The sequence below is a fragment of the Paraburkholderia sp. genome (genome assembly GCF_050742655.1).
Taxonomy (GTDB): Bacteria; Pseudomonadota; Gammaproteobacteria; order Burkholderiales; family Burkholderiaceae; genus Paraburkholderia.
Window position 1 is genome coordinate 42,106 of sequence record NZ_JBOIGG010000021.1, and the last position, 25,200, is coordinate 67,305.

The following is a 25,200-nucleotide window of genomic DNA, read 5'->3' on the forward strand; positions in this document are numbered from 1 at the left end:
TCGAAACAGTCGGGTCAGCAGACGGCGGCAGTGTGGGGCGCAGTGCGTGTCAACCTGCCGGACAGCGCGATCGTCAGCATCGCCAGCACGGCCAGTGCGGCACCCGCATACATCGCATCGAACAACCCGAGCCGGTCGACGATCAGTCCGCCGGCGAAAGAACCGAGCGCAATCGAAATCTGGAAGTTCGCGACGAACAGCGCCATTCCTCCTTCGCGGATGTTGGGTGTGGCCTGTGCCATCCACATCTGCAACGCGACCGGCATCGCACCGTAGGCGATTCCCCATACCGCGAGTGCTGCGAGCACCGGGATCCGGTGGACGCCGAGCACAGGAAGTATCGCGACCGGCAGCGCGACGAACAGGATCGTGGCGAGCAGGGTCGTCCGCACGTTGCGTTGCGCACCCGCGCCGCCGATGAAGTTGCCGAACAGGCCGATCAGCGTGTAGCCCAGCAGCAGAGACGAAATCGTCTTGCCGTCGAAGCCGGAGACCGTCGAGAGGAACGGCGTGACATACGTGTAGGTGGCGAACTGACCGCACAGCGCGAGCGTCATCGCCGCGAGCCCGATCCGTCCCGGCCGCGTCGCGAGAATGCCCAGCAAATCGCTCACTGCAACCCGCTGCGTCACGCGCAGTTCGGGCAGCGATACGAACTGCACGAGCAACGCCACGACCGACATCGCCAGCGCCGCGCCGAAGGCCGTGCGCCAGCCGGCGAGTTCTCCGATCAACGCGCCGGCGGGGCCGCCGATCAACATGCCGAGCGATACGCCTGCAAAGATCAGCGAGGTCGCCTTGCCGACATGCTGCTCCGGCACGAGTCTGCCGCCGAGGCCCGCACCGATGGCCCAGAAACCGCCGATCCCGAGACCGAAGAGCGCACGCGCGACGACGAGTACCGCAAAATTCGGCGCGAGCATCGCGATCAGGTTCGATGCGATGAGGAGAAGGCCGAGGCTCTGGAGCACGCGCCGACGATCGAGACGCCGCACCACGACGGTCAGCAGGGGTGCCGCGATCGCGGCCAGCAGACCGGGCGCGGTGACCATGATGCCAGCCGTGCCTTCGCTGACGCCGAGCCCCTGACTGATGTAGCGCAGGAGGCCAACGGGAAGAAACTCGGTCGCACAGAATACGGTCGCACTCAGCGCGACCGAGAACACCGCGAGCCAGGCTGATGGGCGGGTCGGTTCGACGGTGGCTGGTTGGGTCATGATCGTCCTTTGGGCATGAGGGTGCGCGATGACGCACCGCTGATGGAGAGGAACGATAGGCTTTGCGTGGCGGCGTGGAAAAGACTTTGTAGGCTGGGGGGCATGCCTTGCAGGTATGACCATGTGAGTGACTTCGTTGCGGCTCACGGTCGCTCGAGATCGTCTACGGCTTGTAGACCTACGGGATTTCACCCGCCCCGACAGACGGGGCCTGGCGAGCGTTTCGTTTCTTTATGACTAGTAATATTAACGATGCACACTGGAGGCGCAACTCGTCATATACGGCCTTTACTCCAATATGTGGGCGTGAGCGGTCACCTGATAATAGGTGGTAAGGGATTGTCCTGGGGCGATGAATCGATCTTGTTGATTAATATTATTACTCATCGAGGTTGCTGTATCGCCGCGTGTCACCCGAGGTCAGCCCCACCAGGCGGGCAATCAATGCAACGACAATGGAGACGAGCATGGTGAGCCGTCATGCGGCCAGGCCGCCGGCGAGACGACCCTCATTGACGGCCAGTCAATCCCGTTCAACGGCCCGACCGCTACGCAGCATGCTGGACATCTTCGCTGCCTGCCGGACGATCACCCTCAACTCGTACACCGCATAACCAAAGCGGTGTGCTGTGTCATGCCGTAGCGCATTTCTAGCACGTCGCGAGTGAGCGATGGTTCCAGGCTCGTTCCATGAACACCCGCCCGATTTGCGACGATTTCCGGTACTTCAGTTTGCATAACTAAATGATATGCGTCGGACTCGATGCACTGTCCCACAGGAGGATGTCATGATGTCCAGAGGAATTGGATTAGTTGCCGTTTTGCTGGCGATGTCGGCCGGGCTTGCTGCATGTAATGGCGACAGCGCGCCCGGCTCTCAAGCGGTAGGCGTGTCGAACTCGAGTTCGTCACCGACGAATGCGGTCGCCCAGTCGAATGACGTTGCCCAGTCGAACGACAGTGCAACAACGGAACAGGCGAAGGCGTCTCCTCTGCCTTGCGATGCCGCCGCGGCGGCCAGCACGCCGTGCTCTGCGGCTCACAGTGTGACCCGCCTGCTGACGGGAAGCTACAAAGGGCCGTTGTTCCAGATTCAGCGAGCGTCCGATAACACCACGCAAAACATCTATCCCTATACGTCGGGTACCTTGCCGAACGGTGCCGACCGCACGCTGATCGGCTCAGCCAATGTCAAGAGCGCAAACGCGTTCTGCCGCAACACGACCTGTTCCGTCACGACCATCTACGATCAGATCGACCTCGTCGCCGCGCTCAAGGGCGGGACGTTTGGCAATGTGCCGGCCACCCTCACACTCAACCAGGACGGAACCGAGTCGCTGACCGTGCCGAGTAGCGCATCAGGGTCGCAGAAAACGACGACCGTTCCGGTCCTCAACGGCTTTGCGACGATCACGCTGCCCGGAGCCGGCAGTGTGCTGACCGTTCAATTGTCGCAGCCTCCCACTGCGCTGACCGCGCAATCGCCGACGCTCCAGCTGTCGATCGGCAACGATCTGCCGGCACTTCCCGGTACACCGGCCAGCCTGGGCTTCGTGCCGCTGCAAGGCGCACAGATCCCGGCATTGAGTACGCTGGCGGGGCAAGCGTATCGCAACCGGTTCGGTACGGTGAACCAGTCGATCGGCGACACCGATATCGCCGAGTACATGGTGGCGGGTGCGCACTATAGCCAGTCCTCCAAGTGCTGCGGAACCTACGGAAATATGGAGAACAGCGCCAACCCCGGCACCTATGTGCACGGTGAGGTCGAAGGCGAAATGTTCGCGCTGGCGTTTTCAAACGGCGCCTCGGCCACTTATGGCTATTGCGACGGCAATTCGAACCAGGCGCCCAACGCAAAAGATCCGGTGTGCAACGCACTCGATACCAACTGGCCGGGCGTCGATGCGGAGGCGGGCGTTTATCTCTACGGTCCGCAGCAGCCTGCTAAAGAAAAGTTCGTCACGGTACTCTCCAAATACTCGCCGGTGAACGCGTCGAATATCTTTGTCGTCAAGGGCGGTTCTGCGTCGCAAAGCGTCCTCACAGCAGTCTATGACGAGGCGCCTCCCGAAGCCTATAACTTCGGCGGCGATGCGGGCCATGCATTTAACGGCCAATGGCAGGGTGGTCTTTCGCTTGGCGAAGGCGGCGATGGCAGCGGTGCTCCGATCCAGTTCTTCGAAGGAGCGATAATCACGAAGGCGACGTCCGACACGACTGATAACGCAATCCAGGCGAGCATCGCAAGATTCTACGGACCGCCGGCCGATCAGGCCGCGGCGGCCTGCTATGCAAACAATCTGGTCAATTCGCCGCTGAGTCTCGCCATGCCGGACGCGTGGTCGCAACAGAATGGCGGCACCGCCGTACCCGCGACCGACATCTCGAAGGTCAACAAGGGCGCCGCAGCGGTGACCAGCACCAACGGCTCTTCGGTCTCGAATATTCACAGCGTCATCCGGGTCCAGGGCGGGCAATCGTATAGTTTCACCGACTACATTCTCGCGACCACCAACGCGACGGTCTTTCCTGGCGGATCGATCCAGACCGACGACTCGAACGGCACCGAATTCGGCTGGGTTCTCAACACGAATACGGGCGCTGTCGTGAGAGGGACATGGGGCGGCGGACAGGCAACCTCGCTGAGCGCGGTGAAGTCGGGCAACTGGTGGAAAATGACGATGACCTTCAACGCTCCGGCGGGATCGAATAACGCGTCGGTGTTTATCGATCCTCCTACGTCCAGTGCTGCCGGTGTCCGTTCGCAGCAGGCAGCGTACTTGAGCGCAACGCATTATTGCCCGAGCCTGGCGATCCAGAGCAACTCCGGAACCTAGGCCGAAGTGATGGCGGAAATGTGATGAGCAGGCAGTCCGGATGGTGCTTCAGCATCATCCGGATACCGGGTGGACTGGCAGGCGCCTGGTTTGATAGAGGCTCCCCAACCCCTTACCCCTGCCGCAACGCCACCCCCGGCACAAACCTGCACCCCAACCGATAGCGCGACCCCGGATGCACGAACCGCGCATACGTCACCGCAATTCCGCTAGTCCAGGTCCGACGCACCAGCGTCAAACAGGGTTCGCCGGCATCGATCTCCAACCGTTCCGCTTCCGCTCGGCCAGGCAACCCCGCATCGACGACATGCTCGACGTCGTGCGCGGGCACGGTGTCGTACAGATACTCCGATGGCCGCACCGTCGAAAAATCCTGCTGTAAAAACGCCGGCGCGATCGCCGGATTCACATAGCGATCTTCGAGCTGCACCGGCAGACCGTTCTCCCGATGCACGCAGATCACATGAAACACCGACGCACCCGGCGCGAGCCCCAAGGCATTCGACACCGGCAGCGGCGCGCTCTCGCGCTGCGCAAGCAACATGTCGCACGCGTACTCGTGGCCGCGCGAACGGATCTCGTCGCCGATGTGCGCGATCATCAGCAGGGTCGATTGCGGCTTCGTCTCGGCGACGAACGTGCCGACGCCCGACACGCGCGTGACGATCCCCTCATGCGCGAGTTCGCGCAGCGCGCGGTTAACGGTCATGCGCGACACACCGAGCGACGCGACCAGATCCAGCTCCGACGGCAGTCGATCGCCTGGTTGACGCGCGCCCGATTCGATCGTGCTGCGGATATGACGCTTGACCTGCTCGTAACGCGCAGGCGCTGCTTCTGCCACTTCGTTCAACGGCACATCGGTCCGGGGAGGCCGCCGCACCGCGCGCGCAGGACGAGCACTGTCGAGCGGCTTCACACGGCGGCGGGAACGAAGCGGCGTAGGCATCGTGCGGTTCCCGTTAAGGCGTGAAGTCACGCGCAACATCAAAGGGATGGCGGTCGCGCATCATGCCGGTCCGCCTTCACCGCCACGCGCCCAGAACGCGTTGCGGTCGAAGTAGTTCTGCAGGAACTGCCGCAGCCGTGGCTGCGTTGCGTCGTGGAAAACAGTTTGTGGTGTGCCCTCGGCTGCCACGTGTCCCTGGTCGATGAACACGACCTTGTCGGCGACCTGCGCGGCGAAGCCCATCTCGTGCGTGACGACGGCCATCGTCATGCCGTCGCGTGCGAGCTGCTTCATCACCTGCAGTACTTCGCCGACCAGTTCGGGATCGAGCGCGGACGTCGGCTCGTCGAACAGCATGATGTGCGGTTCCATCGCGAGCGCACGTGCGATCGCGACGCGCTGCTGCTGTCCGCCCGACAGCTTCGCCGGGTACGCGTCGGCCTTGTGTGCGAGGCCAACGGTGTCCAGCATCGCGAGCGCACGGCGTTTCGCATCATCGCGCGACAGATGCTGCACGCGCAGCAGCGCTTCGCTGACGTTGCCGAGCGCGGTCATGTGCGGCCACAGGTTGAACTGCTGGAACACCATGCCCACGTTGCGCCGCACACGGTTGATCTCGCCGTGCGACGCGCGCACGCGCCGGCCATTGCGTTCGCTGTAGCCGAGTAGTTCGCCTTCGATCCGGACGTCGCCGGTATCATAGGTTTCGAGCGCGGCGATACACCGGAGCAACGTGCTCTTACCCGAACCCGACGGTCCGACGATGCACACCACTTCGGACTTGGCGATCTCGAGATCGATGCCGCGCAGCACCTCGACGTCGCCGAAGCGTTTGCGCAGTCCGCTCACCTGGATCAGCGGGGTGGAGGAGGCCGATGAGGTGGCCGACGAGGCGGCGTCGCGGGAAGAGGGCATGTCGACGATGGCGTTCATGAGAGATTCATCCAGTGCAACGTGTCATGCCATGAAGCGGACGAGCCGCGCTTCGGCCCACATGCCGACGCGCGACGCGAGCTCGACGAGCGCGAGATAGCAGACGCACAGCACCAGCAGCGTTTCGACGAACGCGAACGTGGCCGAGCCGATGCCGGTCATCACGAACGTCAGTTCGGGCACGGTGACGATCGACAGCACCGCCGTTTCCTTGCTAAGCACGATGATCAGGTTGGTCAGCGCGGGCACGATCAATACGAGCATCTGCGGCGTCTGCACGCGCAGGACGGTTTGCCAGCGCGACAGGCCGAGGCACGCCGCTGCTTCGACATGCCCTGGGGGCACTGACTGGAAGCCGGAACGAAACGCCTCCGCGAAATACGCGCTGCCGTACAAACCGAGTCCGAGCACACCGGCCGTCATCGGTTCGAGCGTGAGGCCGATCGACGGGCCGCCGTAGTACAGCAAAAACAGCTGCACGAGAAACGGTGTGCCGCGAAACAGTTCGATGTAGACGCGCAGCACGGCCCGCACGCCGCGTCCGCAGAACAGCTGCGTGACTGCGATCAGGAAGCCGAGCACGAAGCCGATCGCGACACCCGCGACCCATGTGCCGAGCGTCGTCGCGAGGCCGGCGGCGATCGGCTGCAGGTTGTGCGTGATGACGGTGGGATCGAATTGCTGCATCGTCGGGGCCTTACGCGTGTTGCAGACGGTATTCCGCCGCATGCGCGACGAGCGCGAGCGTGCCGCAGATCACGAAGTAGATGAGGCCGGCGGCGAGGTACGCTTCAAGCGGCCGGTAGGTGCTGGCGGCGATATTCTGCGCAGTGCGCGTGATCTCCGCGACGCCCACCACCGAAATCAGCGACGACGCCTTGATCAGCAGCACCATCTCGTTGACCAGCGACGGCAGCGTCAGGCGGAATGCCTGCGGTACCTGAATGCGTCGCAGCATGTCGAACGGCGACAGGCCGAGCATCCGTGCAGCCTCGAGTTGTCCCGGCGCGATGCCGAGAAAACCGCCGCGCAGGATCTCCGCGATGTACGACGCCGAGCACAGCGACACGGCGCTGATCGCTGCAGCAAGCGGTGACACGTTGATGCCGACGAACGGCAGCAGGTAATACACCAGCAGCAGTTGCACGAGCATCGGCACGCCGCGAAAGAAGAACACGTACGCGCCGCCCACCGCGCGCGCGGCGCGATGCACGGAGAGCCGCGCGGTGCACACGGCGAGCGCGACGAAGAAACCGATCACGAGCCCGGCGAGCGAGATGCCAACCGTGGCGATTGCCGCATGGAACAGCAGCGGCAACCCCTGCGCGAAAACCGTGAAGCTGAACATGGATGCGTCGCGTGTGTCGCGATCAATAGATCAGTAATTCGGCGTAGGCATCGTGGTCGGCGCGTCCATCGCGACGCCGAACCATTTCTTTTGCAGCGCCGCGAGCCGGCCGTCGTTGTGCATCTTCACGAGCGCGGCGTTGAACGCGTCGGCGAGCGGCTTGCTGTCCGCGTCCTTGCGCATGCAGTATGCGAAGTAGACCTTCGCGCCGAACGGCGGCTGCACGACCGCGAACGTTTCGGGCCGCTGCTTCGCGACGTATGCGATGTTCGTCATCGAATTCGCGACGGCGGCGATGCGGCCCGCTGCGAGGTCGGCATACGCCTGATTGTTGTCGACGTATTCGCGGATCTCCGGCGGCTTCGGCAGCGTCGCGACGTAGGCCTTCAACTGATCGAGCTGCGCGGAGCCCTTGCCCGCGCCGACCGTCTTGCCGGCGATGTCTCCCGATTGCTTGACGGATGTGTCGTTCGCGCGCTTGAGCAGCGCGTCGGTCGCATCGGCCACGGGCAGCGTGTACGTGTAGCGTTCCATGCGCGCCTTCGTCACCGTGAGCGGGCCGCCGACCATGTCGAACTTGCCGGCTTCGAGGCCAGGCAGCACGCTCGGCCAGGGCAGATCGATGAAGCGCACCTTCACGCCAAGTTCCTTGCCGACCTCGGCGAACAGATCCTTGTTGAAGCCGGCCTGCTGGCCGTTCTCGAGGAAGTCGAACGGCGCGAACTGCATTTCCGTACCGACCACCAGTTCGCCGGCCTTTTTAATCTTGGCGAGCTGATCGTCGGCGTGCGCCGCGGCACTGACAGCGAGGCCTGCGGCGCACAGCGCCACGATCGCGAAACGGCACTTCCAGCCTGCGAGGATGCTCATCGGGGTTCTCCGTGTGGAAAGCGGTATCGCGCGAAAAGGGTAGATAGGCGCTTGATCTGTGGGGCAGTATATACCGCAGATTTTGCGTCAAAAATAAAGAAACGCGGCTGTGCGCGCCAGGGTTTTCATCCACTCGAAGGTTGTTGTCAGACCATTGATGCAGGCGTTTTGTACGGTTTGCGGCGGTACTGCCGTGCGATGCAAGCGATCATCCGACGTTGCCCATTGCGTCGCAGCTTGCCGTCGCGGTTTTGGCGGTATATACAACCCGGACATCAGCCGAACCGGGCGGACGACGGTCCGTGCCGCCGGTTGTCCGCCATTCGCCGACGCGGCCGCGTCGGCTTTCAAGGAGCGTTGCGATGCCGCCGGCCACCCGCATTCCGATCGTCGATCTCGCCGGTGTACGTGCCGGCGACCCGGACGCGCTCGCGCGCGTCGCTCGCGAAATTCACGATGCGTGCACGACGATCGGCTTCTTCTACATCGTCAATCACGGCGTGCCGCAAGCCGCGATCGACGCGGCCGCCGATGCCGCTCGCACGTTCTTCGCGTTCCCCGTCGAGACCAAGCGTCGTGCGGCGGTGAACAAACGGCATCGCGGTTTCAACGCGCTTGGCGACGCGACGATGTACCAGGCGAAGCGTCCCGATTACAAGGAATTCTTCAGCATCGGTCTCGAACTGCCCGAAGACGATCCCGATGTGCTCGCAGGGCAGGCGTTGCGCGGACCGAACAACTGGCCGGATTTCATGCCGTCGCTGCAACCGGTGCTGTACGGTTACTACGAAGCACTCGCCGCGTGCGGTGCCGATCTGTTGCGCGCGGTCGCGGTGAGCCTCGGTATCGACGAGCACTTTTTCGCGTCACGCTACACGAAGCGGATGCAGCGCACGCAGATGGTCTATTACCCACCGCAGCCGCCACAGTCGTCGCTCGCGGACGCAGACCAGTTCGGCGTCGCGCCGCATACCGACTACGGCTGCATCACGCTGCTGTGGCAAGACCAGGTGGGCGGGCTGCAGGTGCGCGAGATCGCGAACGGTACATGGGTCGATGCGCCGCCGGTGCCGGGCAGCTTCGTCGTCAACGTCGGGGATCTGCTTGCACGCTGGACCAACGATCGCTTCCGCTCGACGCTGCATCGTGTGATCAATGCATCCGGCCGCGAGCGTTATTCGATCGCGACGTTCTACGATCCGACCTACGGCGCGACCGTCGATCCGCACGACCTCGGCACGCCGGCTGCCGAGTCGCGCTACGAACCGGTCGCGGCGGGCGATTACATTCTCGGCCGCATCAACGACTCGATGGGCTATCGCAAGAAGCTGGCAGGCGAGGGGAGCACTGCATGACGGACGTTTCATCATCCCAGCTAGCGACGACGATCGATGCATTGCGTCGCGCGCTAGGTGACGACGCGGTACGTACGGGTGACACGATCGGCGAGCATTCGACGACCGACTGGACCCGTCACGAGCCGACGCGTCCCGCAGCGCTGCTGCTGCCACGCTCGACTGAAGAGGTCGCTCGCGCGCTGTCGATCTGTTACGACGCGCATCAACCGGTCGTGCCACAAGGCGGCATGACCGGTCTCGCGGGCGGCGCGATTCCGCGCGCGGGCGACATCGCGCTCGCGCTCGATCGTCTCGCAGGCATCGAAGAGCTCGACACCGCCGCCGCGACGTTGACCGTGCGCGCCGGCACGACGCTGCAGGCCGCGCAGGACGCCGCGGCAGCAGCGGGTTTCGAACTCGCGCTCGATCTCGGCGCGCGCGGGTCGTGCCAGATCGGCGGCAATCTCGCGACCAATGCAGGCGGCAATCGCGTGATCCAGTCGGGCACCGCGCGCGACCAGGTGCTCGGGCTCGAGGTCGTGCTCGCGAACGGCGCGGTGCTCAGCTCGCTCGGCAAGATGGTGAAGAACAACACCGGCTATGACCTGAAGCACTGGTTCATCGGCTCGGAGGGCACGCTCGGCGTGATCACCCGCGCGGTGCTGCGGCTGCATCCGCAGCGCGCGTCGCGGCATACGGCGCTCGTCGCGCTCGACGGCTACGACGCAGCGGTCGCGTTGCTGCGCCGGCTGTCGCAGCGCTTTGGCAACGACATCGGTGCGTTCGAGATCATGTGGCCGGATTTCTACGACCTCGGCGTCTCATGGACCGCGAGCGCTCGCTCGCCGTTTGCGGATGTGCATCCGCTATATGCGTTGATCGAACATGCGGGTTTCGATGCGGACGACGGCGGTGAGCGGTTCGGTACGGCGCTCGCCGATGCGCTCGAACACGGTGTGATCCGCGACGCGGCGATCGCGCAGTCGGTCGCCGATGCACGCGCGTTGTGGGCGATCCGCGAATGCACGGCGGAGTTTCCGGCGCGGCTCGATCCGATTAATTTCGATGTGAGCCTGCCGATCGGCGAGATTGGTTCGTTCGTCGACCGCTGCCGCGCGGCGCTCGACCGTCGCTGGCTGGGCAACCGGACGTACTTCTTCGGCCACATCGGCGATTCGAATCTGCATCTGACCGTCGATGGGCGCTCGGTGCCCGGCGTCGCGCACGACGACGTGTATGCGTTCGTCTACGAGATGCTCGCGCCGCTGCATGGGTCGGTGTCCGCGGAACATGGTATCGGTTTGCTAAAGCGCGCGTATCTACCGTTCTCGCGCTCGCCTGAAGAACTCGCGGCGATGGTGGCAATCAAGCGCGCGCTTGATCCGCATGGGATTCTTAATCCGGGGAAGGTGTTGTAGGTGCGAGGTTCCGATGTGCCTGATCAGTTGACCAGCGGACCAACATGGACTAATATGGGCTTAGTCCACTAGGAGCAGTCATGCTGACCGTTAATATTCACGAGGCAAAGACACAGTTTTCGCGGCTGGTCGATGCCGCAGCCAGCGGCGAGGAAATTGTCATCGCCAAAGCCGGCAAACCGGCTGCTCGACTGGTGCCGATAGAGCGGACCAAGGTTGTGCGCCGGTTCGGTGGCCTGAAAGGCAAGGTCCGCATTGCGGACGATTTCGACGCGCCGCTGCCCGACGACGTGATTGCAGCGTTCGAGGGCCGTTAATGCGTTTGCTTCTGGATACTCACGTCTACCTCTGGTCGGTTACGGACAGTCGCAAGCTGACCAAAGCGGCACGCAAGCTGATACTCGATGCCGACGATGTTTTCGTCAGCAGCGCGAGCATCTGGGAAGCGTCGATCAAAGCCGGTCTTGGCAAGCTCGACGTGGACGTGAACCTTCTCGTGTCAGAGATTGAAGCAAGCGGCTTCTCGGAATTACCGGTACGGGCCGTTCATGCGGCAATGGTTCGCGATCTTCCAGATATCCACCGCGATCCATTCGACCGGCTTCTGGTTGCGCAGGCTCTGTTAGAGCCCTTGCGTCTGGTGACCTCGGACAGTCACCTGTCGAAGTACACGGATCTGGTTATCACCGTGTAGGGTGCTGTCGCATTGTTGCTTATGTGACGGAACAGCCCACGGGCCCATCGTTCAGCCGACGACGGACGGGTCTTTCGCTCGATAGACCTTCTTCGCTACGCAGTATTCGCATGGCGTGCGCCGCAGCGCACGCCATGCACTCAACGCACGCTCAATACGCATCAAGATGCCGCGCAATCGCCGGAAACACATCGACCGCCGCGTTCTTCCCAAAGATGCAGTCAATATGCCCATACCCATCGATCACATGCCGCTGGTAATGCTGCGCACCGAACCGCTCGACCAGCAGATCGAAAGTGCGCTCGGTACTGGTCGGTAGATAGCAGCGGTTTTTGCTGCCATGAATGAACGTTAGCGGTAGCTGCAACGCATCGAGGTTCGGCAGGTACGCATCGCGCCCCTCTGCATCGACGACCTGCCCCGCCCGCACCATCGCCGACAGATGATCGAACAGCTCGACGTCGTGCACGCCGAACAGCTCGTGCAGATTGTCGTGCAGCGGATCGTCGAGCTGCTCATGCTCATACAGCAGACCGTACAGGAACGTCGCGCGATGGCAGACTGCACTGTTGCAGCCTTCTTCGTGTCCGACCGGGAACAGCCGCAGCGCTTCGTCGAGCAGGTTCTTCGGCCACTTCTCGCTGCGCGTGAACGCGGTCAGCGTCTTCACGCCGAGATGGTCGAGAATCTCCGGCAGATGCAGCCCGCACTTGACGGTCTGCAGCCCGCCGGGCACCGGATGGGCCGACACCTGCGACAGCACTGCGGAGCGCACGCCGGTCAGCCCCAGCATCAGCGACATCGACAGCGTCAGCGCGCCGAGGCAATGCGCGACCACCTGGAGGTCCGGGGCACCGGTCAGCTCGAGCACCTTCGCGACCGCGGCCGGAATATCCTCGCGTGCGACCGCGTCGGCGGTGGTGGGATCGGACGCGCTCGGTAGCTCGATGCTCACGCGCAGATCGACGAGCCATACGTCGTAATTCGAGGCGCACAGATACTCGACGAGATTCGTCGCGACGAGATCGGTCGAGAAGATCCGGCTCGACACGCCCGAGCCGTGGATCAGCAGCACCGGCCCCTTGTCGCCGCCGCGATAGCGCGTGAGTTTCAGCGTCTTGTCGTCGCCGGTCTTGAAGAAGGCGATCTCCGGCGCGGGCGCGCGCAGCGGGCGACGGGCGCGCAGCGGCGCGTCAGGATTGAAGTACTGCAGCGGCGCCGCGACGCCGCCGTATTCGGTGAACAGCACACCCGCGAAGAACTGCCCGAACTTCAGCAACCACGCGAGGCGCGTTTCGACGTCAGGCGCGTTCGTCACTTCCATCGTGCGCGTCTGACGCAGGAAATTCTCCGGCGTGATGATCAGCGTCGCGAGGCCGATCGGCGGCGCGTCGGCCGCGGCCGAATCGCGCATCTGCACGTACAGCGTGTTGGTCTGCGTCCACAGGTTGAGCAGCGACGAATGCGTGACGATCTTCTGGCCGAACAGGTAGTACCGCTTGCCCTCGACGCTGTCGAGCGTCATCCGGTAGTTCATGTTGCGCACGTCGACCTCGTCTTCGTTGTCGACGAACAGGTTGAAGCGACCGTCGGCGATCGTCATCGGTTCGGCCGATAGCGCGGGCGCGGTCATCGTGCCGACCATCCGCGCTTCGTGTTGCGGATCGTCGAGCATGTACGCGAGGTCGTCGGACTCGACGGTCAGCGTGAAACTCATCGGGCTCGACTCGGTCCCGTCAGCCGGCGTGTACGTGCCGACCATCGTTTCGGTGAAGCGCAAGCCGATCTTCGGTGCGGGCGGCGGCGCCGTGTGTCCCGCCGACTCATAGTCGATCTGCCAGCCGTGTGCTGCTGCGAGCAGCGCGCAGTTGCGCTCGGCGAGCGCGGAGATCGTCAGCAGCGGATTCACGCCGAGCGAGATCGGCATCACCGCGCCGTCCATCACGTAGAGACCCGGATGGACTGCGTTGCCCGATGTGCCCGAGAACACGCGGCCCGCCTGATCGACGACGCCTTGCGCCGCATCGTCGGCCATCGCGCAGCCGCCGAGCGGATGCACGGTGACGAGGCCGTCGCCGAGCAGGTCGGTGGACATCGGGTTGCGCACGTAGGTGCCGCCGAGCGCGCTCGATGCAGCGTCGAGCACCTTCTCGACGGTCGCGTAGATCGGCTGCCTGCTCGCATTCGGCCAGCGGATCCGCGGTCGCTCGTTTTCGACGACGATCTGTCCGCTCTCGTCGTCATGCGCCATCACGAGGTAGGTCTGCGTGTTGCGCATTGCGCCGCGATACGGGCCGCGCAGCACGCTATCGACGATGCGTGCTTCGGGTACAGGCGCAGCGTCGTCGGCGTCGGTGTTGGAAGCGGCCGTACGCAGTGCCGGAATCGCGATGCCTTCGGCCGGCGCGGCGATACCGAGCACGGCCATCATCGCAGCTCCGATCGGCGCCGCGAGCGTGCCTTCCTCGATCACGAAGCCGTCGCGTACGTTGGGCGTGTTGCGATGGTCGATGATGCCGGCGATGGTCGGCCCGACCGCCGGAATGTCGGTCTCCTTGCCCCAGCCGATGCCGTTGATGTCGTGGTCGGTGTTGACCGCGAACGCGAGCACGTCGCCGTTGCCGGTGAGGTGCTGGCCGACCTGCGTCGACACCGGCAGACCGGCTTCCTGCGAGCGCAGCAGGATCGCGGTCGAACCGAGCGTGCCGGCCGACAGGATCACGATGTCGGCGGTGACGAACAGATCGGGCGCATCGTAGATGTCGCGGCCGAGCCCGACCGGCTGATAGCGCACGCACCAGCGCTGCGTGGCTTCGTCGCGCACGACCGAATGCACGGTGACGGCCGTGAAAATCTGCGCGCCGTGTGCGACGGCGTCGGGCAGATAGTTCATGTGAGTGGAGTTCTTTGCGTCGTGATTGCAGCCGGAATTGCAGTCGCCGCATCCGGTGCAGGCCTTCTGCACGACGCCGGCCGCATTCGGGCCATCCTTGAAGGTGACGGTGACGGGCGGCCGGTAGAAGCGGTCTTCCATGCCGAGCCGTGCGGCCGCGAATTCGAGCGCGTCGAGCTTCGGTAGACGCGGAAAGTCCGCGGGTACCGGCGACGGCTGCAGCATCGCGGTCGCGCGTACGTAGCCGGCATCGCGGCCGGCCTGGTCGGCGCGCAGCGCGGCCGGCCAGCGCGGATCGTCCCATAGCCGCGAGTCGGGCGGCAGCGCGACGTTCGCATTGATCAGCGACGTGCCGCCGAGACCGCAGCCCACCACGACGTTCACTTCCGGATTGACGTGCACTTCGAGCAGCGCGAGCGGCGAGCCGATTTGCCCGACGCCGGTGTTGTACTGCACCTGCGTCAAGCCTTCGAGCGGCGTCGCCGGGTATTCGCCGGCCATGAATTCGCGGCCGCGTTCGAGCAGACACACGTCGCGCCCCGCGCGTGCCATCCGGCTCGCAGCGATGGCGCCCCCGTACCCCGAGCCGATCACGACGATTTCGTAGTGCGATTTCATCGTGTCGACGGCACTGGACAAGCGGTTCATTCGACCACCTTTGTAGTAAGTCAGGGCGGGGGAAACCCTGATAGTCCCGGAGTGGGGCAGGCGCGACGCTCCGCGGCCTGTCTAACCTGCTTGACGTAGCTATCGTGACGTGCGCAGCGAGGCAAAAGCAAGCGCCACCTGCGCCATTTACGCGGCAGCTTCGATCATTTCATCTTCGCTGGATTCGGCCGCGAGCAGGTTCAGCGCGACGAGGATCGCTCTGCGATTGTCGCTGTCGATGTCGATGCCGAGCACGTCGATGAGCCAGCGGCCGATCTTGGTATTCGAAAAATCGTGGGCGTCGGCCGTCTTCTTCATCGTAACGCCGAGTTTCACCGCGCGGTAATGATATGAGGGCACCCGATGCCGAGCCGCCACTGCCGACAGTCCGCCCTTGCAGCCCGAGCACCAGCCGAGGCTGCCCGCCAGCACGATCCGCTCCGGCTCGTCGAGCCCGGCGATGAACGTGCGCGCGGCTTGCCGCACGCGCCGTTCGTCGAGGCCGTACTGCATCAGCACGCTTTCGACCGGATCTTCGAGCGCATGGGCCTGCAGGTCGATCTCCTGCTCCATGCCTTCGTCTTCCATCGATACGTTGCGCTGATGGCTCGCGCTGCGCAGGCAGTCGATCAGATAACGTCTGAAGTATGCGCACAGCGCGTAGCTGTTGGACGGCGCGCTTTCGGCGCAGGCGTTCGATTCGGTATGGCCCGGCGCGAGCCGCAGCACCTTGGTATAGATGAACTGCGCAACCAGTTCGTCCTTGTCCTCGCCGAGCGCCGACAGCTCCTGCGGGTGGTACGCACGCAGCGCACGCTGCACGAGTTCGACCATCGACACCATCTCGTTGTCCGACAGGCGGGTGCGGCGTCGCCATAGTTCGGGCAGGATCGCGTCGTCGAGATTGCGCGCGAACTCGCGGCTCGGAACTGCGCCCATAAAAGCCTCCGTATTGGTCAGGGCAAAGAGCGCGGTGAGCGGGAAGTCCGCCTGGGAGCCGGTCGCCGGGAAGCAGGCGAGGGTGGCAGGAAACCGGTCCGCAAAGACCGTATGCCGCGCTGAAAGTGGAGCCAGTATGGTTTTTGGTTGCGCCCGCGCCTATATGGATTAAGTGATAGCTGACGGGTAAACTGTCGGGTAAACCGTCGCCCCGCCGTCGCCCCGCACCGGCGCTCGCCGTCCCCACGGCTGGTGCCCTGGCGCCTGCGGGCACGCTGCCGCGCAGCCCGGCGCCAGCCCGATCAACAATGAACATTGCCGGACCCGACAAGGAGACCGCATGATGCGGGCCGATCCTATCCAGCGTGCGGTCGACGAAGATCTTGTCCGCGTGCTGTACGCGCAGGACCCGATCGCCTTTTTCAGTCACTGGTTTTCGATCGTCGTGCTGGTCGCCGTCTACTGGCACCAGATGCCCGAGCCGCGTCTGTTCGCCGCGTGCTTCACCTTCTACGGCCTGGCGAACTGCGCGGGTCTCGGGATGTGGATATGGAACCGGCGCCGGCCGCTTGCGCTCAGTTCGCGCGGCTGGATCCGGCTGCATGCGCTGCGCAGCGTGCTGCTGTACAGCGCGCCGGGTCTCGCGATCTGGTTCGCGTTCCAGACCCACCAGCCCGAACTGCCGCTGCTGCACACCGTGCTGATCGTGACGCTCGCGGCGGGCGTGTTCATGTCGAACGGCTTCGACCGGCTCAACTTCACGACGTCGGTGCCGTTGCTGCTGGTGCCTGCGATCGTCCTGCACTTCGGCAGCCACACGTTCGACCGTACCGTGCTCGCGATCGTCCTCGCGTTCTTCTTCTGCGCGATCAACGTGTACGCGATCAGCTACCGCAAGCTGTTTCATCAGGTGGTCGAGGCGCGCGTGGACCAGCAGTACCTCGCCGAATCGCTCGCCGAGCAGAAGCACGTCGCCGAGGAAGCGAGCCTCGCGAAAACACGCTTCTTCGCGGCCGCGAGCCATGACTTGCGTCAGCCGTTGCACGCGATCGGCCTGCTCGCCGCGTCGCTGAACGACCCGGCCGCGTCGCGCGAACAGCACGAGAAGACGGCCGCGCACATCGTCAACAACGTCGACGCACTGAACCAGCTGTTCAACCAGGTGCTGGACCTCGCGCGTATCGAGAGCGGCGTCACCCAGGTGATCCGTATGCACTTCCGGCTCTCCGAGCTGTTCGAGCGGGTCGGCAACCAGTACTGGCCGCAGGCCGCCGCGAAGGGGCTGGCGCTGCGGATCGCGCCGACCTCGATCGTGCTGCACGACGACCCGGTGCTGCTGGAGCGCGTGCTGAGCAACCTGCTGTCGAACGCGGTGCGCTACACCGAGCAGGGCGCGATCTGGATGGGGTTCCGCCGCGCCGGCCGGCGCGCGGGCGGCGTGATCGAAGTGCGCGATTCGGGTATCGGCATTCCGCCGGACGAGCAGGAGCACATCTTCGAGGAGTTCTATCAGGTTGCCAATCCGCAGCGCGACGCGCGCCAGGGGCACGGGCTCGGCCTGCCGACCGTGAAGCGGCTGATCGGCCTGCTCGGTAGCGAGCTGCAGCTGCGCTCGCTGCCGGGACGCGGCTCGGTGTTCCGCTTCGGCGTGCCGCTGGGCGACGCGGCGCGGATCGTCGCGGGACTCGGCGATGTAGCGCCGGTGGTGTCGTCGACGCAGGGGCGGCGCATGCTGTGCATCGACGACGAACCGTCGATTCTCGATGGCCTCGCGAGCCTGCTCGGCCGCTGGGGCTGCATCGTGCGCGGCGTGCGCGACGAGGCCGAGGCGCTGCGCGTGCTCGCGTCCGGCTTCGAGCCCGACGCGGTGCTGTGCGATTACCAGCTGGCGAACCATCGTACCGGCGCGCAGGCGCTCGCCGCGGTGCACGATGCGCTGGTTCAACGAGGGCGTCCGGAAGTCGTCAGGCTGCTGATTACCGGCGACATGTCGTCGCTCGAACTGGAAGCCCTGTCGGCGCAGGGCATTCCGGTGCTGCACAAGCCGGTTACGCCGGCGCGGCTGCGGCGCACGCTCGAGTTGTTGTGGCAGCAGGCCGACACGATGGCGGATGTGGAACCGGCGGGGGCGAGCGCATCCGCTGACATGCCGCTCTTACCGCAGACCGGTGCAGCGCAGCCGGTCGACCTGGGCCGGCCGGGCTACGCGTCTTGACGGATGAGTCCGTTGGGATGAAGGCCGCCAAACGCGGCGGCGACCTTAAAGCGTTCTGCCCGCTTCGAGCCAGCCGTTGATCACCGCGATCGCGGTCGAGCGGTTGTGCACGCCGAGCGCGCGGAAGATCACCGACAGATGCACCTTCACGGTCCCCTCGGCGACACCGAGTTCGCGCGCGATCATCTTGTTGGTCCAGCCGCGGTGCACGAGGCGCATGATGTCCTGCTGCCGCGGCGACAGGTTTTCCAGTAGATGTTGCTGATGCGGCTGCAATGCCGGGACGGGTGCCGTCAGCGGTTCGGTGAGCGACGGCGGCACTTCGACGGCCGCAGCGGTCGTGCTTTCGCGGCTGCCGAGCAGGCTGAGCGCCTCCATCGGCACATACGCGCCGCCGGACAGCACGAGTTCGATCGCCTTCAGCATCACACTGGCGGGCTGGCGTTTCGGCACGAAGCCGAGCGCGCCAGCGGCGAGCACGGCGCGCATTTCGTCGGGCGATTCTTCGGCGGACAGTACGACGACCGGCAGCGCCGGGTTCGCCTTCAGCAGAATGGCGAGCGACGGTGCGCCGCCCATGCCGGGCATGTTCAGGTCGACGATCGCCAGATCGTGGTCCGCGTCGGGCCGCGCCGCGGCGGCGAGCGTTTCCCAGCTGTCGGCTTCGTCGAACTGTGCGTCCGGGTCGAGGCCGCGCAAAAGGCCTTTGACACCCTGGCGGATCAGTTCATGATCGTCGGCCACTAGAAACTTCATGATGTCTCCGCGAGTCGGCGTTACCGGGTTATGTACGACTGTTGTTGTGCCGTTGCTGCCCGCTTTCTGTCTTGCGACCGCGACGCTGTCGATGCAGCGCACGCGTTGCGCACGGCATCGTCGCTCCGGCTTGGCACCGGTGCTCCGCGCCTCGCGTCGCGGTACAGCCCCTCGCGGTACAGCCCGTTTCCTTCACTACATGTGCGACGACGTGCATCGATTGCATGCCCGCCGCCTATCCGGCCCCGGGAGCCGGCCTCCCCTTTGGACCGGCTCCCGGCCTGGCGGCGCGGATACTCCCAGATACCCGGTCAAGCGGTCTTGCGATCCGCTTCCGGACGGCGGTCCCCGGTATTGTTGGCGTTCCCCGGTTTGACTGCAACAGTTTCCGATCGTACGGTGGTCTCCTCACGCGGTCGGTCCGATGCGTTGTCGTTCCATGCGGTGCGGTGCCGTTCGTGCCGTCGCTCGTCGCGCTTACCCCCGTCCCCCTTCGGCGGGTCCCGTCGACCGGCGGCTGCCGTTCGCAAGAACCTGTCTTCTAGACGAATCGCAAACGGCGATTTTTCAAGCAGGTTGCTTCGGACGCGAAGAAAATGGATGAAGAGCGGGCGACGCGGCTCGCGATTGCGGTGCCGGTTACCCGACCGCGAACAGCGTCGCGTTCATCAGCACCTTGAACGCGAGGCCGAGCAGCATCGCCGCGCCCACGCCGCCGCACCACAGCGCGACGAACCACACCCAGCGCGGCAACTTCAACGTGGCGACTGTAGCAATCGCGGCGACCGGCGCCGCGAACTTAGTGATAATGCGCGTCGCCATGGCGCACCTTCCCGCGAAATACCCAGTAGCCGAGTGCCGTGTAGGTGAGGATCACCGGCAGGATCACCGCCGCGCCGACGAGCGTGAACAGCTGGCTCGAGCGCGGCGCGGCTGCTTCCCACAGCGTCACGCTCGATGGAATCGCGTACGGCCACAACGACACCAGCAACCCCAGGTAGCCGAGCAGCACGAGCCCGAGCGCGGCGAAGAACGGCGTCATGTGATGCCGGCCGCGCACCGCGCGATGCATGATGAACACGCAGCCCGCGACGAGGAACGGCACCGGCAACAGACGATGCAGCAGTCCGTCGTGGAACCAGCGCGCGGCGATCTGCGGGTCCTGCAGTGGTGTCCACAGACTGACGAGCGCGATGAAGCCGAGCAGCACAATGGTCAGCGGCCACACCACGCGATGCAGTCGCCGTTGCAGATCGCCTTCGGTCTTCGCGATCAGCCAGCAGCAGCCGAGCAGTGCGTAGGTCGCGACGAGTCCGAGGCCGGTCAGCAGGCTGAACGGCGTGAGCCAGTCGAACGCGTTGCCCGCAAAGCTGCCGTCGACGACCGGGATGCCCTGCAGGAACGCGCCCAGTGCGACACCTTGAAAGAACGCCGCGCCGGTCGATCCACCGATGAACGCGAGATCCCACAGATGCCGCGTGCGGTTCGCTTTCGAGCGGATCTCGAACGACACGCCGCGAAAGATCAGACATGCGAGCATGAAGATGAGCGGCAGATACAGCGCGGACAGCACGGTCGAGTAGACCGTTGGGAACACGGCGAACAGTCCCGCGCCGCCGAGCACGAGCCAGGTTTCGTTGCCGTCCCACACGGGCGCGACCGTGTTCATCATCAGCGTGCGTTCTTTCTCATCGGGAAAGAACGGAAACAGAATGCCGATACCGAGGTCGAAACCGTCCAGCACGACGTACATAAAAAGGCCGAGCGCGATGATCGCGGCCCAGACTACGGTGATATCCATGGCAATCTCCAGAAGCGGGCGAGGTCAGGCGGCGGACAGCGGGCGGCGCGCGGTTTGTGCGGTATCCCCAACCCGCGGATCGTGCGGGCCGTGCTGTTCTGCACCGGGCAGTGCAGGGCCGCCGCGCATCAGCTTGAGCATGTAGTAGATGCCGGTGCCGAACACGAGGAAGTAGACGACCACGAACGCCATCAGCGAAATGCCGACCTGTTGCGCGGTGAGTGGCGACACGGCTTGCGACGTGCGCATCACGCCGTACACGACCCACGGCTGACGGCCGACTTCGGTCGTGATCCAGCCGGCGAGCAGTGTGACGAAACCGCTCGGGCCCATCGCCACTGTCAGCCGCTGAAACCACTTTGCGTCGTACAGACGGCCGCGCCGGCGCAGCACCCACGCCGTGATTGCGAGCACGATCATCAGCACGCCCAGGCCGGCCATCACGCGGAAGCTCCAGAACACGACGGTCGAATTGGGCCGGTCCTGTGGCGGGAATTCCTTCAGGCCGCGAATCTCGCCGTCCCAGCTATGCGTGAGGATCAGGCTGCCGAGGTGCGGGATCGACACCGCGTATTTCGTCGTTTCTGCCTTCATGTCGGGGATGCCGAACAGGTTCAGCGGCGTGCCGCCTTTCTCGGTTTCCCACAGGCCTTCGATCGCCGCGATCTTCGCCGGCTGATACTTGCGCGTGTTGAGCCCGTGCTGATCGCCGACGAATGCCTGAACCGGCGCGAGGATCAGCAGCATCCACAGCGCCATCGAAAACATCTTCTTCACTGCCGGATCGCGGCGACCCTTCAGCAGATGCCACGCGCCGACCGCGGCCACGACCAGCGCCGCGACGATGAACGCGGCGATCGCCATATGCGCGAGCCGGTACGGGAACGACGGATTGAAGATGATCTTGAACCAGTCGAGCGGTACGACGTGGCCGTCGACGACCTTGAAGCCCTGCGGCGTCTGCATCCAGCTGTTCGACGCGAGAATCCAGAAGGTCGAGATCAGCGTGCCGATCGCGACCATCAGCGTCGCTGCGAAGTGCGCGCGCGGACCGACGCGCTGCCAGCCGAACAGCATGATGCCGAGGAAGCCCGCTTCGAGAAAGAACGCGGTCATCACTTCGTACATCAGCAGCGGCCCGGTGATCGGACCCGCGAACGCGGAGAAGCCCGACCAGTTGGTGCCGAACTCGTAGCTCATCACGACGCCGGACACGACGCCCATCCCGAAGGCGACTGCGAAGATCTTCGACCAGAACAGGCAAAGATCCTTGTAGTACGCCTTCCCGGTGCGCAGCCAGCGCCATTCGAGCACAGCGATGAAGCTGGCGAGACCGATGCTCAGCGCCGGAAAAACGATGTGGAAAGAAACAGTAAAAGCGAACTGGAGGCGCGCCAGATCGAATGCCGAAAGTGCAGTGTTCATGTGCGTGATACCGGAAACTGACTACGCGCGTCGACCGCTGTCGGTGCGCACTGCCTGCAGCAGATGTCGCAAGATTAGGGGAAGGCGCGTGTTCGTGCTGCACCGCGCTGCGCGGCGAAAAGACGCATCAGAGTGGCGTTTTGACCGCTGAAAAATGCCGTAAACGCTTGATCGGTTGTTGGTTTTTTTATTTGACCGGGCGAGGGCGGTGCATGCGTCGTTGCGTGCGAAGTGCGGCAATACACCGCGCTGCAACAGACGGTGTCAAATGAGCGAGAGTGCCCGGCGACTGCGGATTGGGATTAGAGCAGGCAGGCGATGCCGGGTTCGGTTAGCGTCGACGATCCAGAAGCAGTAACCCAAGCGCAATGGAGTGTGTGTATGGGAAAGATCAAAACCGCTCGCTTCGACGCAGCGGACTACCTCGATAGCGAAGAAGCGATTGCCGCGTACATCAACGCGGCGCTCGAAGATGGAAATCCCGATCTGCTCATTGCAGCGATCGGCGATGTGGCACGCGCACGAGGTATCGCGAAAGTGGCTGCGGACGCTGGCCTGGGGCGGGAGAGTCTGTATAAGACGCTGGCACCAGGGTCCAAGCCGCGCTTCGATACTGTGGTGAAGCTTCTCCAGGCGCTTGGCGTTCAACTGACAGTCACGCCCGGCGAAGCCCACGTTTGAATGAACCGCTTTGGAAGCTTTCCGGCGAGGGTCCGGCGGCGTGGGGTGAACCTTACCGGCTATCGCTCCACAACTTGCCGCCCGTCGCCCAGTTTTCACGCTTCACGTCGGTGAGAATGATGTCGACGCTGTTCGGCTCGACGCCTAGCGACTCGCATGTCGCGCGCGTGATCGCCTCGACGAACTCGCGTTTCTGCTCGATGCTGCGGCCTTCGAACAGTTCGATGTGAAACGTGGGCATAACGGCTCTCCTTCGGAGCAAAAAAAGTGGGACGTCACTCGCGGTACGACGGATCGAGCCGGTCGAGTCTGCGCAGCAGCGCAGGCCATTCGAGTGCACCTTCGATCGCGCCGCCGTCGAGCAGCTGTTCCGCGGTGCGCGCCGCGACCGCTTCGGACGGCAGCACGAAGTCCGCGTGTTCCGGGTCGCGTGCCTGCGCGAGCAGCTGGATTTCGCAGGCCTTCACGAGTGTTGCCATCAGTACGTACGCTTCGGCGATCGTGCGGCCGACTGTCAGTGTGCCGTGATTGCGCAACAGCATCGCGGGCTTGTCCGCGAGATGCGCGACGAGCCGCTCGCCTTCGACCGGTGTGAACGCGAGGCTCTCGTAGTCGTGATACGCGAGCTGGCCGTGAAAGCGCAGCGCGTGTTGCGACGCGGGCAGCAGTCCCGCGCGCTGGATCGACACCGCGATGCCCGCGGTATTGTGCAGATGCATCACGCAGAACGCGTCCGCGCGCGCCGCATGCACGGCGGCGTGCAGTGCGAAGCCGGTCACGTTCACCGCGTGCTCGCTCGCGCCGACGATGTGTCCGGCGAGATCGATCTTCACGAGGTTCGATGCGCAGACCTCGTCGAACGCGAAGCCGAACGGGTTGATCAGGAAGTGGCCCGGCTCGCCCGGCACGCTCGCGGAGATGTGCGTATAGATCAGGTCGTCCCAGCCGTTGAGGGCAACGAGCCGGTAGGCGGCGGCGAGATCGATGCGCGTGCGGTGCTCGGCGCCGGTCATCGGGCCCGTGGCGGCGACTCGGCCGGCGGGCGTGTGGGCAAACGACATGTCTGTCTCCTCGTGGCGCTTTCAGTCTTGTTTCCAGCGGCTTCGCGTGTTTCCGGCGCGCCGTTCACGATCCGCGAACGGTACAGCATCTGCAGGCTCCACGTCGCGATGATGAACGGCGCGGTCATCGTGGGCCAGCCTGGTGTGTTCCAGTAGCTTGTTATCTGTTGCAGCGCGGCGGCGAGCGCGGCACCGGCAAGCGCGTAGCGGAAACCGCGGTCCACGAGAGCGAGCGCCGCCAGCGCACCGTTGAATCCTAACAGGCCGGCATCGAAAGACGATAGCGGCGCGCCGCACAGCCGCTGTACCACGCTCGCCAGCACGGCACCGGCGAGCGCGGCGCACGCATGACGGCGCGACGCCGCCGCGATACCGGTAAGCACGAGCAACCCCGGCCACGCGCCGGACGCGAACGCAGTCTGCGCGAGGCTGCCGAGCACCGTGTCAGCGATGCCAAGGGAGGCTGCCAGTGGATGCAACGATGCTGCGGTGACGGACACAGGCACAGGCTCACGCAGCAACGCGAGCCAGCCCCACGTGATGACGACGCACGGGCTCGAGTACGCGCAGAGGCCGTAGGTGTGCAGCCGGCGTGACCACGGCCCATGCAGCGCGGCCGCGGCGGTCGCGGCGAGGATCGCGAGCGCGGTTGCGGTGGCGGGGTCCTTGACGAACGAGAACACGGCCAGCGCGGCCAGTGCGCCGTTGAAGCCATTCAACCCGGCACGCGTGCGCACATCGTCGTGGTCCGTGAGCGTCGCGACGACGTTGGCCGTTACCGCGCCGATCGCGGCCCCGCACGCGAGCCGCAGGTCGCAGACCAGTAGCGCGGCGAGCACGCACGCACCAGTAAACGCGTTCGGCTGGAGGACAATCTGGCCGACGCTGCACAACAGCGTGCGCAGTGCGGCGGTGTCGGTATCGTGAACGGCGGCGTGCATGGAACGGAAAGAGGGCGTGCTGCATCGCCAGGTGAAAGCGCGAGCATAGGGCAACGGCGTGCGATCCGGCATCGTGGCGCAAGAATACTGGCTATTTGCCGGGCTTTTGGTGGCGCCACGGCAAGCAGCACCTGACGCTGTGCAGTCGCGCTACCATGAACACCCGTTCTGTGAGACGAGCATCGCGGCTCATAACCGAAGTAACCGAAGTAACCGAAGTAACCGAAGGAGGCA

The 25,200-nt window shown here is 64.5% G+C and carries 22 protein-coding genes; 7 read left to right on the forward strand and 15 right to left on the reverse strand.

The window, feature by feature from the left end; all coding sequences use genetic code 11:
• Positions 1-14: 14 nt before the first annotated feature.
• On the reverse strand, positions 15-1,217 hold the full coding sequence (locus tag ACREXZ_RS25385) for an MFS transporter (protein ID WP_431766879.1): 1,203 nt from the start codon (positions 1,215-1,217) through the stop codon (positions 15-17).
• Positions 1,218-2,005: 788 nt separating this feature from the next.
• Here ACREXZ_RS25385 and ACREXZ_RS25390 point away from each other — a divergent pair.
• Positions 2,006-4,057 carry an arabinofuranosidase catalytic domain-containing protein gene (locus ACREXZ_RS25390; RefSeq protein WP_431766880.1) on the forward strand — a complete coding sequence of 684 codons (2,052 nt, stop codon included), beginning with the start codon at positions 2,006-2,008 and terminating at the stop codon, positions 4,055-4,057.
• A gap of 112 nt (positions 4,058-4,169) precedes the next feature.
• On the opposite strand, the gene hutC is transcribed toward ACREXZ_RS25390, so the two are convergent.
• The 5 genes from hutC to ACREXZ_RS25415 are packed head-to-tail and all read right to left on the reverse strand — an operon-like array spanning position 4,170 to position 8,157.
• Positions 4,170-5,006, reverse strand: a complete 837-nt coding sequence (gene hutC / locus ACREXZ_RS25395) for a histidine utilization repressor (RefSeq protein WP_431766881.1) — start codon at positions 5,004-5,006, stop codon at positions 4,170-4,172.
• A 60-nt stretch (positions 5,007-5,066) separates the two neighbouring features.
• Positions 5,067-5,939, reverse strand: a complete 873-nt coding sequence (locus tag ACREXZ_RS25400) for an amino acid ABC transporter ATP-binding protein (protein ID WP_431766882.1) — start codon at positions 5,937-5,939, stop codon at positions 5,067-5,069.
• A 24-nt stretch (positions 5,940-5,963) separates the two neighbouring features.
• On the reverse strand, positions 5,964-6,626 hold the full coding sequence (locus ACREXZ_RS25405) for an amino acid ABC transporter permease (RefSeq protein WP_431766883.1): 663 nt from the start codon (positions 6,624-6,626) through the stop codon (positions 5,964-5,966).
• 10 nt (positions 6,627-6,636) lie between these two features.
• Complete coding sequence (locus tag ACREXZ_RS25410) at positions 6,637-7,287, reverse strand: amino acid ABC transporter permease (protein ID WP_431766884.1); 651 nt, start codon at positions 7,285-7,287, stop codon at positions 6,637-6,639.
• A gap of 30 nt (positions 7,288-7,317) precedes the next feature.
• Positions 7,318-8,157 (reverse strand): transporter substrate-binding domain-containing protein, encoded by an 840-nt coding sequence (locus ACREXZ_RS25415; protein ID WP_431766885.1) that lies wholly within the window; start codon positions 8,155-8,157, stop codon positions 7,318-7,320.
• A 362-nt stretch (positions 8,158-8,519) separates the two neighbouring features.
• On the opposite strand from ACREXZ_RS25415, the gene ACREXZ_RS25420 reads away from it, so the two are divergent.
• The 4 genes from ACREXZ_RS25420 (at position 8,520) to ACREXZ_RS25435 (ending at position 11,606) form a co-directional block, all read left to right on the forward strand.
• Positions 8,520-9,512 (forward strand): isopenicillin N synthase family dioxygenase, encoded by a 993-nt coding sequence (locus ACREXZ_RS25420; RefSeq protein WP_431766886.1) that lies wholly within the window; start codon positions 8,520-8,522, stop codon positions 9,510-9,512.
• Positions 9,509-10,912, forward strand: a complete 1,404-nt coding sequence (locus ACREXZ_RS25425; RefSeq protein ID WP_431766887.1) for an FAD-binding oxidoreductase — start codon at positions 9,509-9,511, stop codon at positions 10,910-10,912. Before ACREXZ_RS25420 ends, ACREXZ_RS25425 begins: the two co-directional genes overlap by 4 nt.
• 80 nt (positions 10,913-10,992) lie before the next feature.
• Positions 10,993-11,229, forward strand: a complete 237-nt coding sequence (locus tag ACREXZ_RS25430; protein WP_431766888.1) for a type II toxin-antitoxin system Phd/YefM family antitoxin — start codon at positions 10,993-10,995, stop codon at positions 11,227-11,229.
• Complete coding sequence (locus ACREXZ_RS25435; RefSeq protein WP_431766889.1) at positions 11,229-11,606, forward strand: type II toxin-antitoxin system VapC family toxin; 378 nt, start codon at positions 11,229-11,231, stop codon at positions 11,604-11,606. The genes ACREXZ_RS25430 and ACREXZ_RS25435 overlap by 1 nt, the downstream gene beginning before the upstream one ends.
• A 151-nt stretch (positions 11,607-11,757) precedes the next feature.
• On the opposite strand, the gene ACREXZ_RS25440 is transcribed toward ACREXZ_RS25435, so the two are convergent.
• Both ACREXZ_RS25440 and ACREXZ_RS25445 read right to left on the reverse strand, forming a co-directional pair.
• Complete coding sequence (locus ACREXZ_RS25440; protein WP_431766890.1) at positions 11,758-15,147, reverse strand: GMC oxidoreductase; 3,390 nt, start codon at positions 15,145-15,147, stop codon at positions 11,758-11,760.
• A 147-nt stretch (positions 15,148-15,294) separates the two neighbouring features.
• Positions 15,295-16,086 (reverse strand): hypothetical protein, encoded by a 792-nt coding sequence (locus tag ACREXZ_RS25445; protein WP_431766891.1) that lies wholly within the window; start codon positions 16,084-16,086, stop codon positions 15,295-15,297.
• Between the two features lie 343 nt (positions 16,087-16,429).
• On the opposite strand from ACREXZ_RS25445, the gene ACREXZ_RS25450 reads away from it, so the two are divergent.
• Positions 16,430-18,301 carry a hybrid sensor histidine kinase/response regulator gene (locus tag ACREXZ_RS25450; protein ID WP_431766963.1) on the forward strand — a complete coding sequence of 624 codons (1,872 nt, stop codon included), beginning with the start codon at positions 16,430-16,432 and terminating at the stop codon, positions 18,299-18,301.
• 45 nt (positions 18,302-18,346) lie between these two features.
• Here the strand turns inward: ACREXZ_RS25450 and ACREXZ_RS25455 are convergent, their stop codons facing one another.
• The 4 genes from ACREXZ_RS25455 to ACREXZ_RS25470 form a co-directional block, all read right to left on the reverse strand.
• The gene (locus tag ACREXZ_RS25455; RefSeq protein ID WP_431766892.1) at positions 18,347-19,057 is read right to left on the reverse strand and encodes a response regulator; all 711 of its coding nucleotides are present in this window, start codon (positions 19,055-19,057) and stop codon (positions 18,347-18,349) included.
• A gap of 639 nt (positions 19,058-19,696) precedes the next feature.
• Positions 19,697-19,879, reverse strand: a complete 183-nt coding sequence (locus ACREXZ_RS25460) for a hypothetical protein (RefSeq protein ID WP_431766893.1) — start codon at positions 19,877-19,879, stop codon at positions 19,697-19,699.
• Positions 19,857-20,858: a cytochrome d ubiquinol oxidase subunit II gene (gene cydB, locus ACREXZ_RS25465; protein ID WP_431766894.1), complete on the reverse strand. Its 1,002-nt coding sequence runs from the start codon at positions 20,856-20,858 to the stop codon at positions 19,857-19,859. Before cydB ends, ACREXZ_RS25460 begins: the two co-directional genes overlap by 23 nt.
• 24 nt (positions 20,859-20,882) lie before the next feature.
• Positions 20,883-22,283, reverse strand: coding sequence for a cytochrome ubiquinol oxidase subunit I (locus ACREXZ_RS25470; protein ID WP_431766895.1), 1,401 nt, complete (start codon positions 22,281-22,283; stop codon positions 20,883-20,885).
• Between the two features lie 381 nt (positions 22,284-22,664).
• Between ACREXZ_RS25470 and ACREXZ_RS25475 the strand changes: the two genes are divergently transcribed.
• Positions 22,665-22,964, forward strand: coding sequence for an addiction module antidote protein (locus tag ACREXZ_RS25475; RefSeq protein WP_431766896.1), 300 nt, complete (start codon positions 22,665-22,667; stop codon positions 22,962-22,964).
• 52 nt (positions 22,965-23,016) lie between these two features.
• Here the strand turns inward: ACREXZ_RS25475 and ACREXZ_RS25480 are convergent, their stop codons facing one another.
• From ACREXZ_RS25480 to ACREXZ_RS25490, 3 genes are read right to left on the reverse strand one after another with little or no spacing between them, the layout of a single operon-like run.
• Positions 23,017-23,205 (reverse strand): 4-oxalocrotonate tautomerase, encoded by a 189-nt coding sequence (locus ACREXZ_RS25480; protein ID WP_431766897.1) that lies wholly within the window; start codon positions 23,203-23,205, stop codon positions 23,017-23,019.
• Positions 23,206-23,239: 34 nt separating this feature from the next.
• Positions 23,240-24,025 carry a class II aldolase/adducin family protein gene (locus ACREXZ_RS25485; RefSeq protein WP_431766898.1) on the reverse strand — a complete coding sequence of 262 codons (786 nt, stop codon included), beginning with the start codon at positions 24,023-24,025 and terminating at the stop codon, positions 23,240-23,242.
• Entirely contained in the window at positions 23,974-24,966 is a 993-nt protein-coding gene (locus ACREXZ_RS25490) for an urea transporter (protein WP_431766899.1), read from the reverse strand. The genes ACREXZ_RS25485 and ACREXZ_RS25490 overlap by 52 nt, the downstream gene beginning before the upstream one ends.
• Between the last annotated feature and the right edge of the window lie 234 nt (positions 24,967-25,200).

What these genes read in the sequence shown, in the direction of transcription:
- ACREXZ_RS25385 (WP_431766879.1), bottom strand. Translation starts at nt 1,217, where the DNA reads ATGACCCAACCAGCCACCGTCGAACCGACCCGCCCATCAGCCTGGCTC.
- ACREXZ_RS25390 (WP_431766880.1), top strand. Translation starts at nt 2,006, where the DNA reads ATGATGTCCAGAGGAATTGGATTAGTTGCCGTTTTGCTGGCGATGTCG.
- hutC (WP_431766881.1), bottom strand. Translation starts at nt 5,006, where the DNA reads ATGCCTACGCCGCTTCGTTCCCGCCGCCGTGTGAAGCCGCTCGACAGT.
- ACREXZ_RS25400 (WP_431766882.1), bottom strand. Translation starts at nt 5,939, where the DNA reads ATGAACGCCATCGTCGACATGCCCTCTTCCCGCGACGCCGCCTCGTCG.
- ACREXZ_RS25405 (WP_431766883.1), bottom strand. Translation starts at nt 6,626, where the DNA reads ATGCAGCAATTCGATCCCACCGTCATCACGCACAACCTGCAGCCGATC.
- ACREXZ_RS25410 (WP_431766884.1), bottom strand. Translation starts at nt 7,287, where the DNA reads ATGTTCAGCTTCACGGTTTTCGCGCAGGGGTTGCCGCTGCTGTTCCAT.
- ACREXZ_RS25415 (WP_431766885.1), bottom strand. Translation starts at nt 8,157, where the DNA reads ATGAGCATCCTCGCAGGCTGGAAGTGCCGTTTCGCGATCGTGGCGCTG.
- ACREXZ_RS25420 (WP_431766886.1), top strand. Translation starts at nt 8,520, where the DNA reads ATGCCGCCGGCCACCCGCATTCCGATCGTCGATCTCGCCGGTGTACGT.
- ACREXZ_RS25425 (WP_431766887.1), top strand. Translation starts at nt 9,509, where the DNA reads ATGACGGACGTTTCATCATCCCAGCTAGCGACGACGATCGATGCATTG.
- ACREXZ_RS25430 (WP_431766888.1), top strand. Translation starts at nt 10,993, where the DNA reads ATGCTGACCGTTAATATTCACGAGGCAAAGACACAGTTTTCGCGGCTG.
- ACREXZ_RS25435 (WP_431766889.1), top strand. Translation starts at nt 11,229, where the DNA reads ATGCGTTTGCTTCTGGATACTCACGTCTACCTCTGGTCGGTTACGGAC.
- ACREXZ_RS25440 (WP_431766890.1), bottom strand. Translation starts at nt 15,147, where the DNA reads ATGAACCGCTTGTCCAGTGCCGTCGACACGATGAAATCGCACTACGAA.
- ACREXZ_RS25445 (WP_431766891.1), bottom strand. Translation starts at nt 16,086, where the DNA reads ATGGGCGCAGTTCCGAGCCGCGAGTTCGCGCGCAATCTCGACGACGCG.
- ACREXZ_RS25450 (WP_431766963.1), top strand. Translation starts at nt 16,430, where the DNA reads ATGCGGGCCGATCCTATCCAGCGTGCGGTCGACGAAGATCTTGTCCGC.
- ACREXZ_RS25455 (WP_431766892.1), bottom strand. Translation starts at nt 19,057, where the DNA reads ATGAAGTTTCTAGTGGCCGACGATCATGAACTGATCCGCCAGGGTGTC.
- ACREXZ_RS25460 (WP_431766893.1), bottom strand. Translation starts at nt 19,879, where the DNA reads ATGGCGACGCGCATTATCACTAAGTTCGCGGCGCCGGTCGCCGCGATT.
- cydB (WP_431766894.1), bottom strand. Translation starts at nt 20,858, where the DNA reads ATGGATATCACCGTAGTCTGGGCCGCGATCATCGCGCTCGGCCTTTTT.
- ACREXZ_RS25470 (WP_431766895.1), bottom strand. Translation starts at nt 22,283, where the DNA reads ATGAACACTGCACTTTCGGCATTCGATCTGGCGCGCCTCCAGTTCGCT.
- ACREXZ_RS25475 (WP_431766896.1), top strand. Translation starts at nt 22,665, where the DNA reads ATGGGAAAGATCAAAACCGCTCGCTTCGACGCAGCGGACTACCTCGAT.
- ACREXZ_RS25480 (WP_431766897.1), bottom strand. Translation starts at nt 23,205, where the DNA reads ATGCCCACGTTTCACATCGAACTGTTCGAAGGCCGCAGCATCGAGCAG.
- ACREXZ_RS25485 (WP_431766898.1), bottom strand. Translation starts at nt 24,025, where the DNA reads ATGTCGTTTGCCCACACGCCCGCCGGCCGAGTCGCCGCCACGGGCCCG.
- ACREXZ_RS25490 (WP_431766899.1), bottom strand. Translation starts at nt 24,966, where the DNA reads ATGCACGCCGCCGTTCACGATACCGACACCGCCGCACTGCGCACGCTG.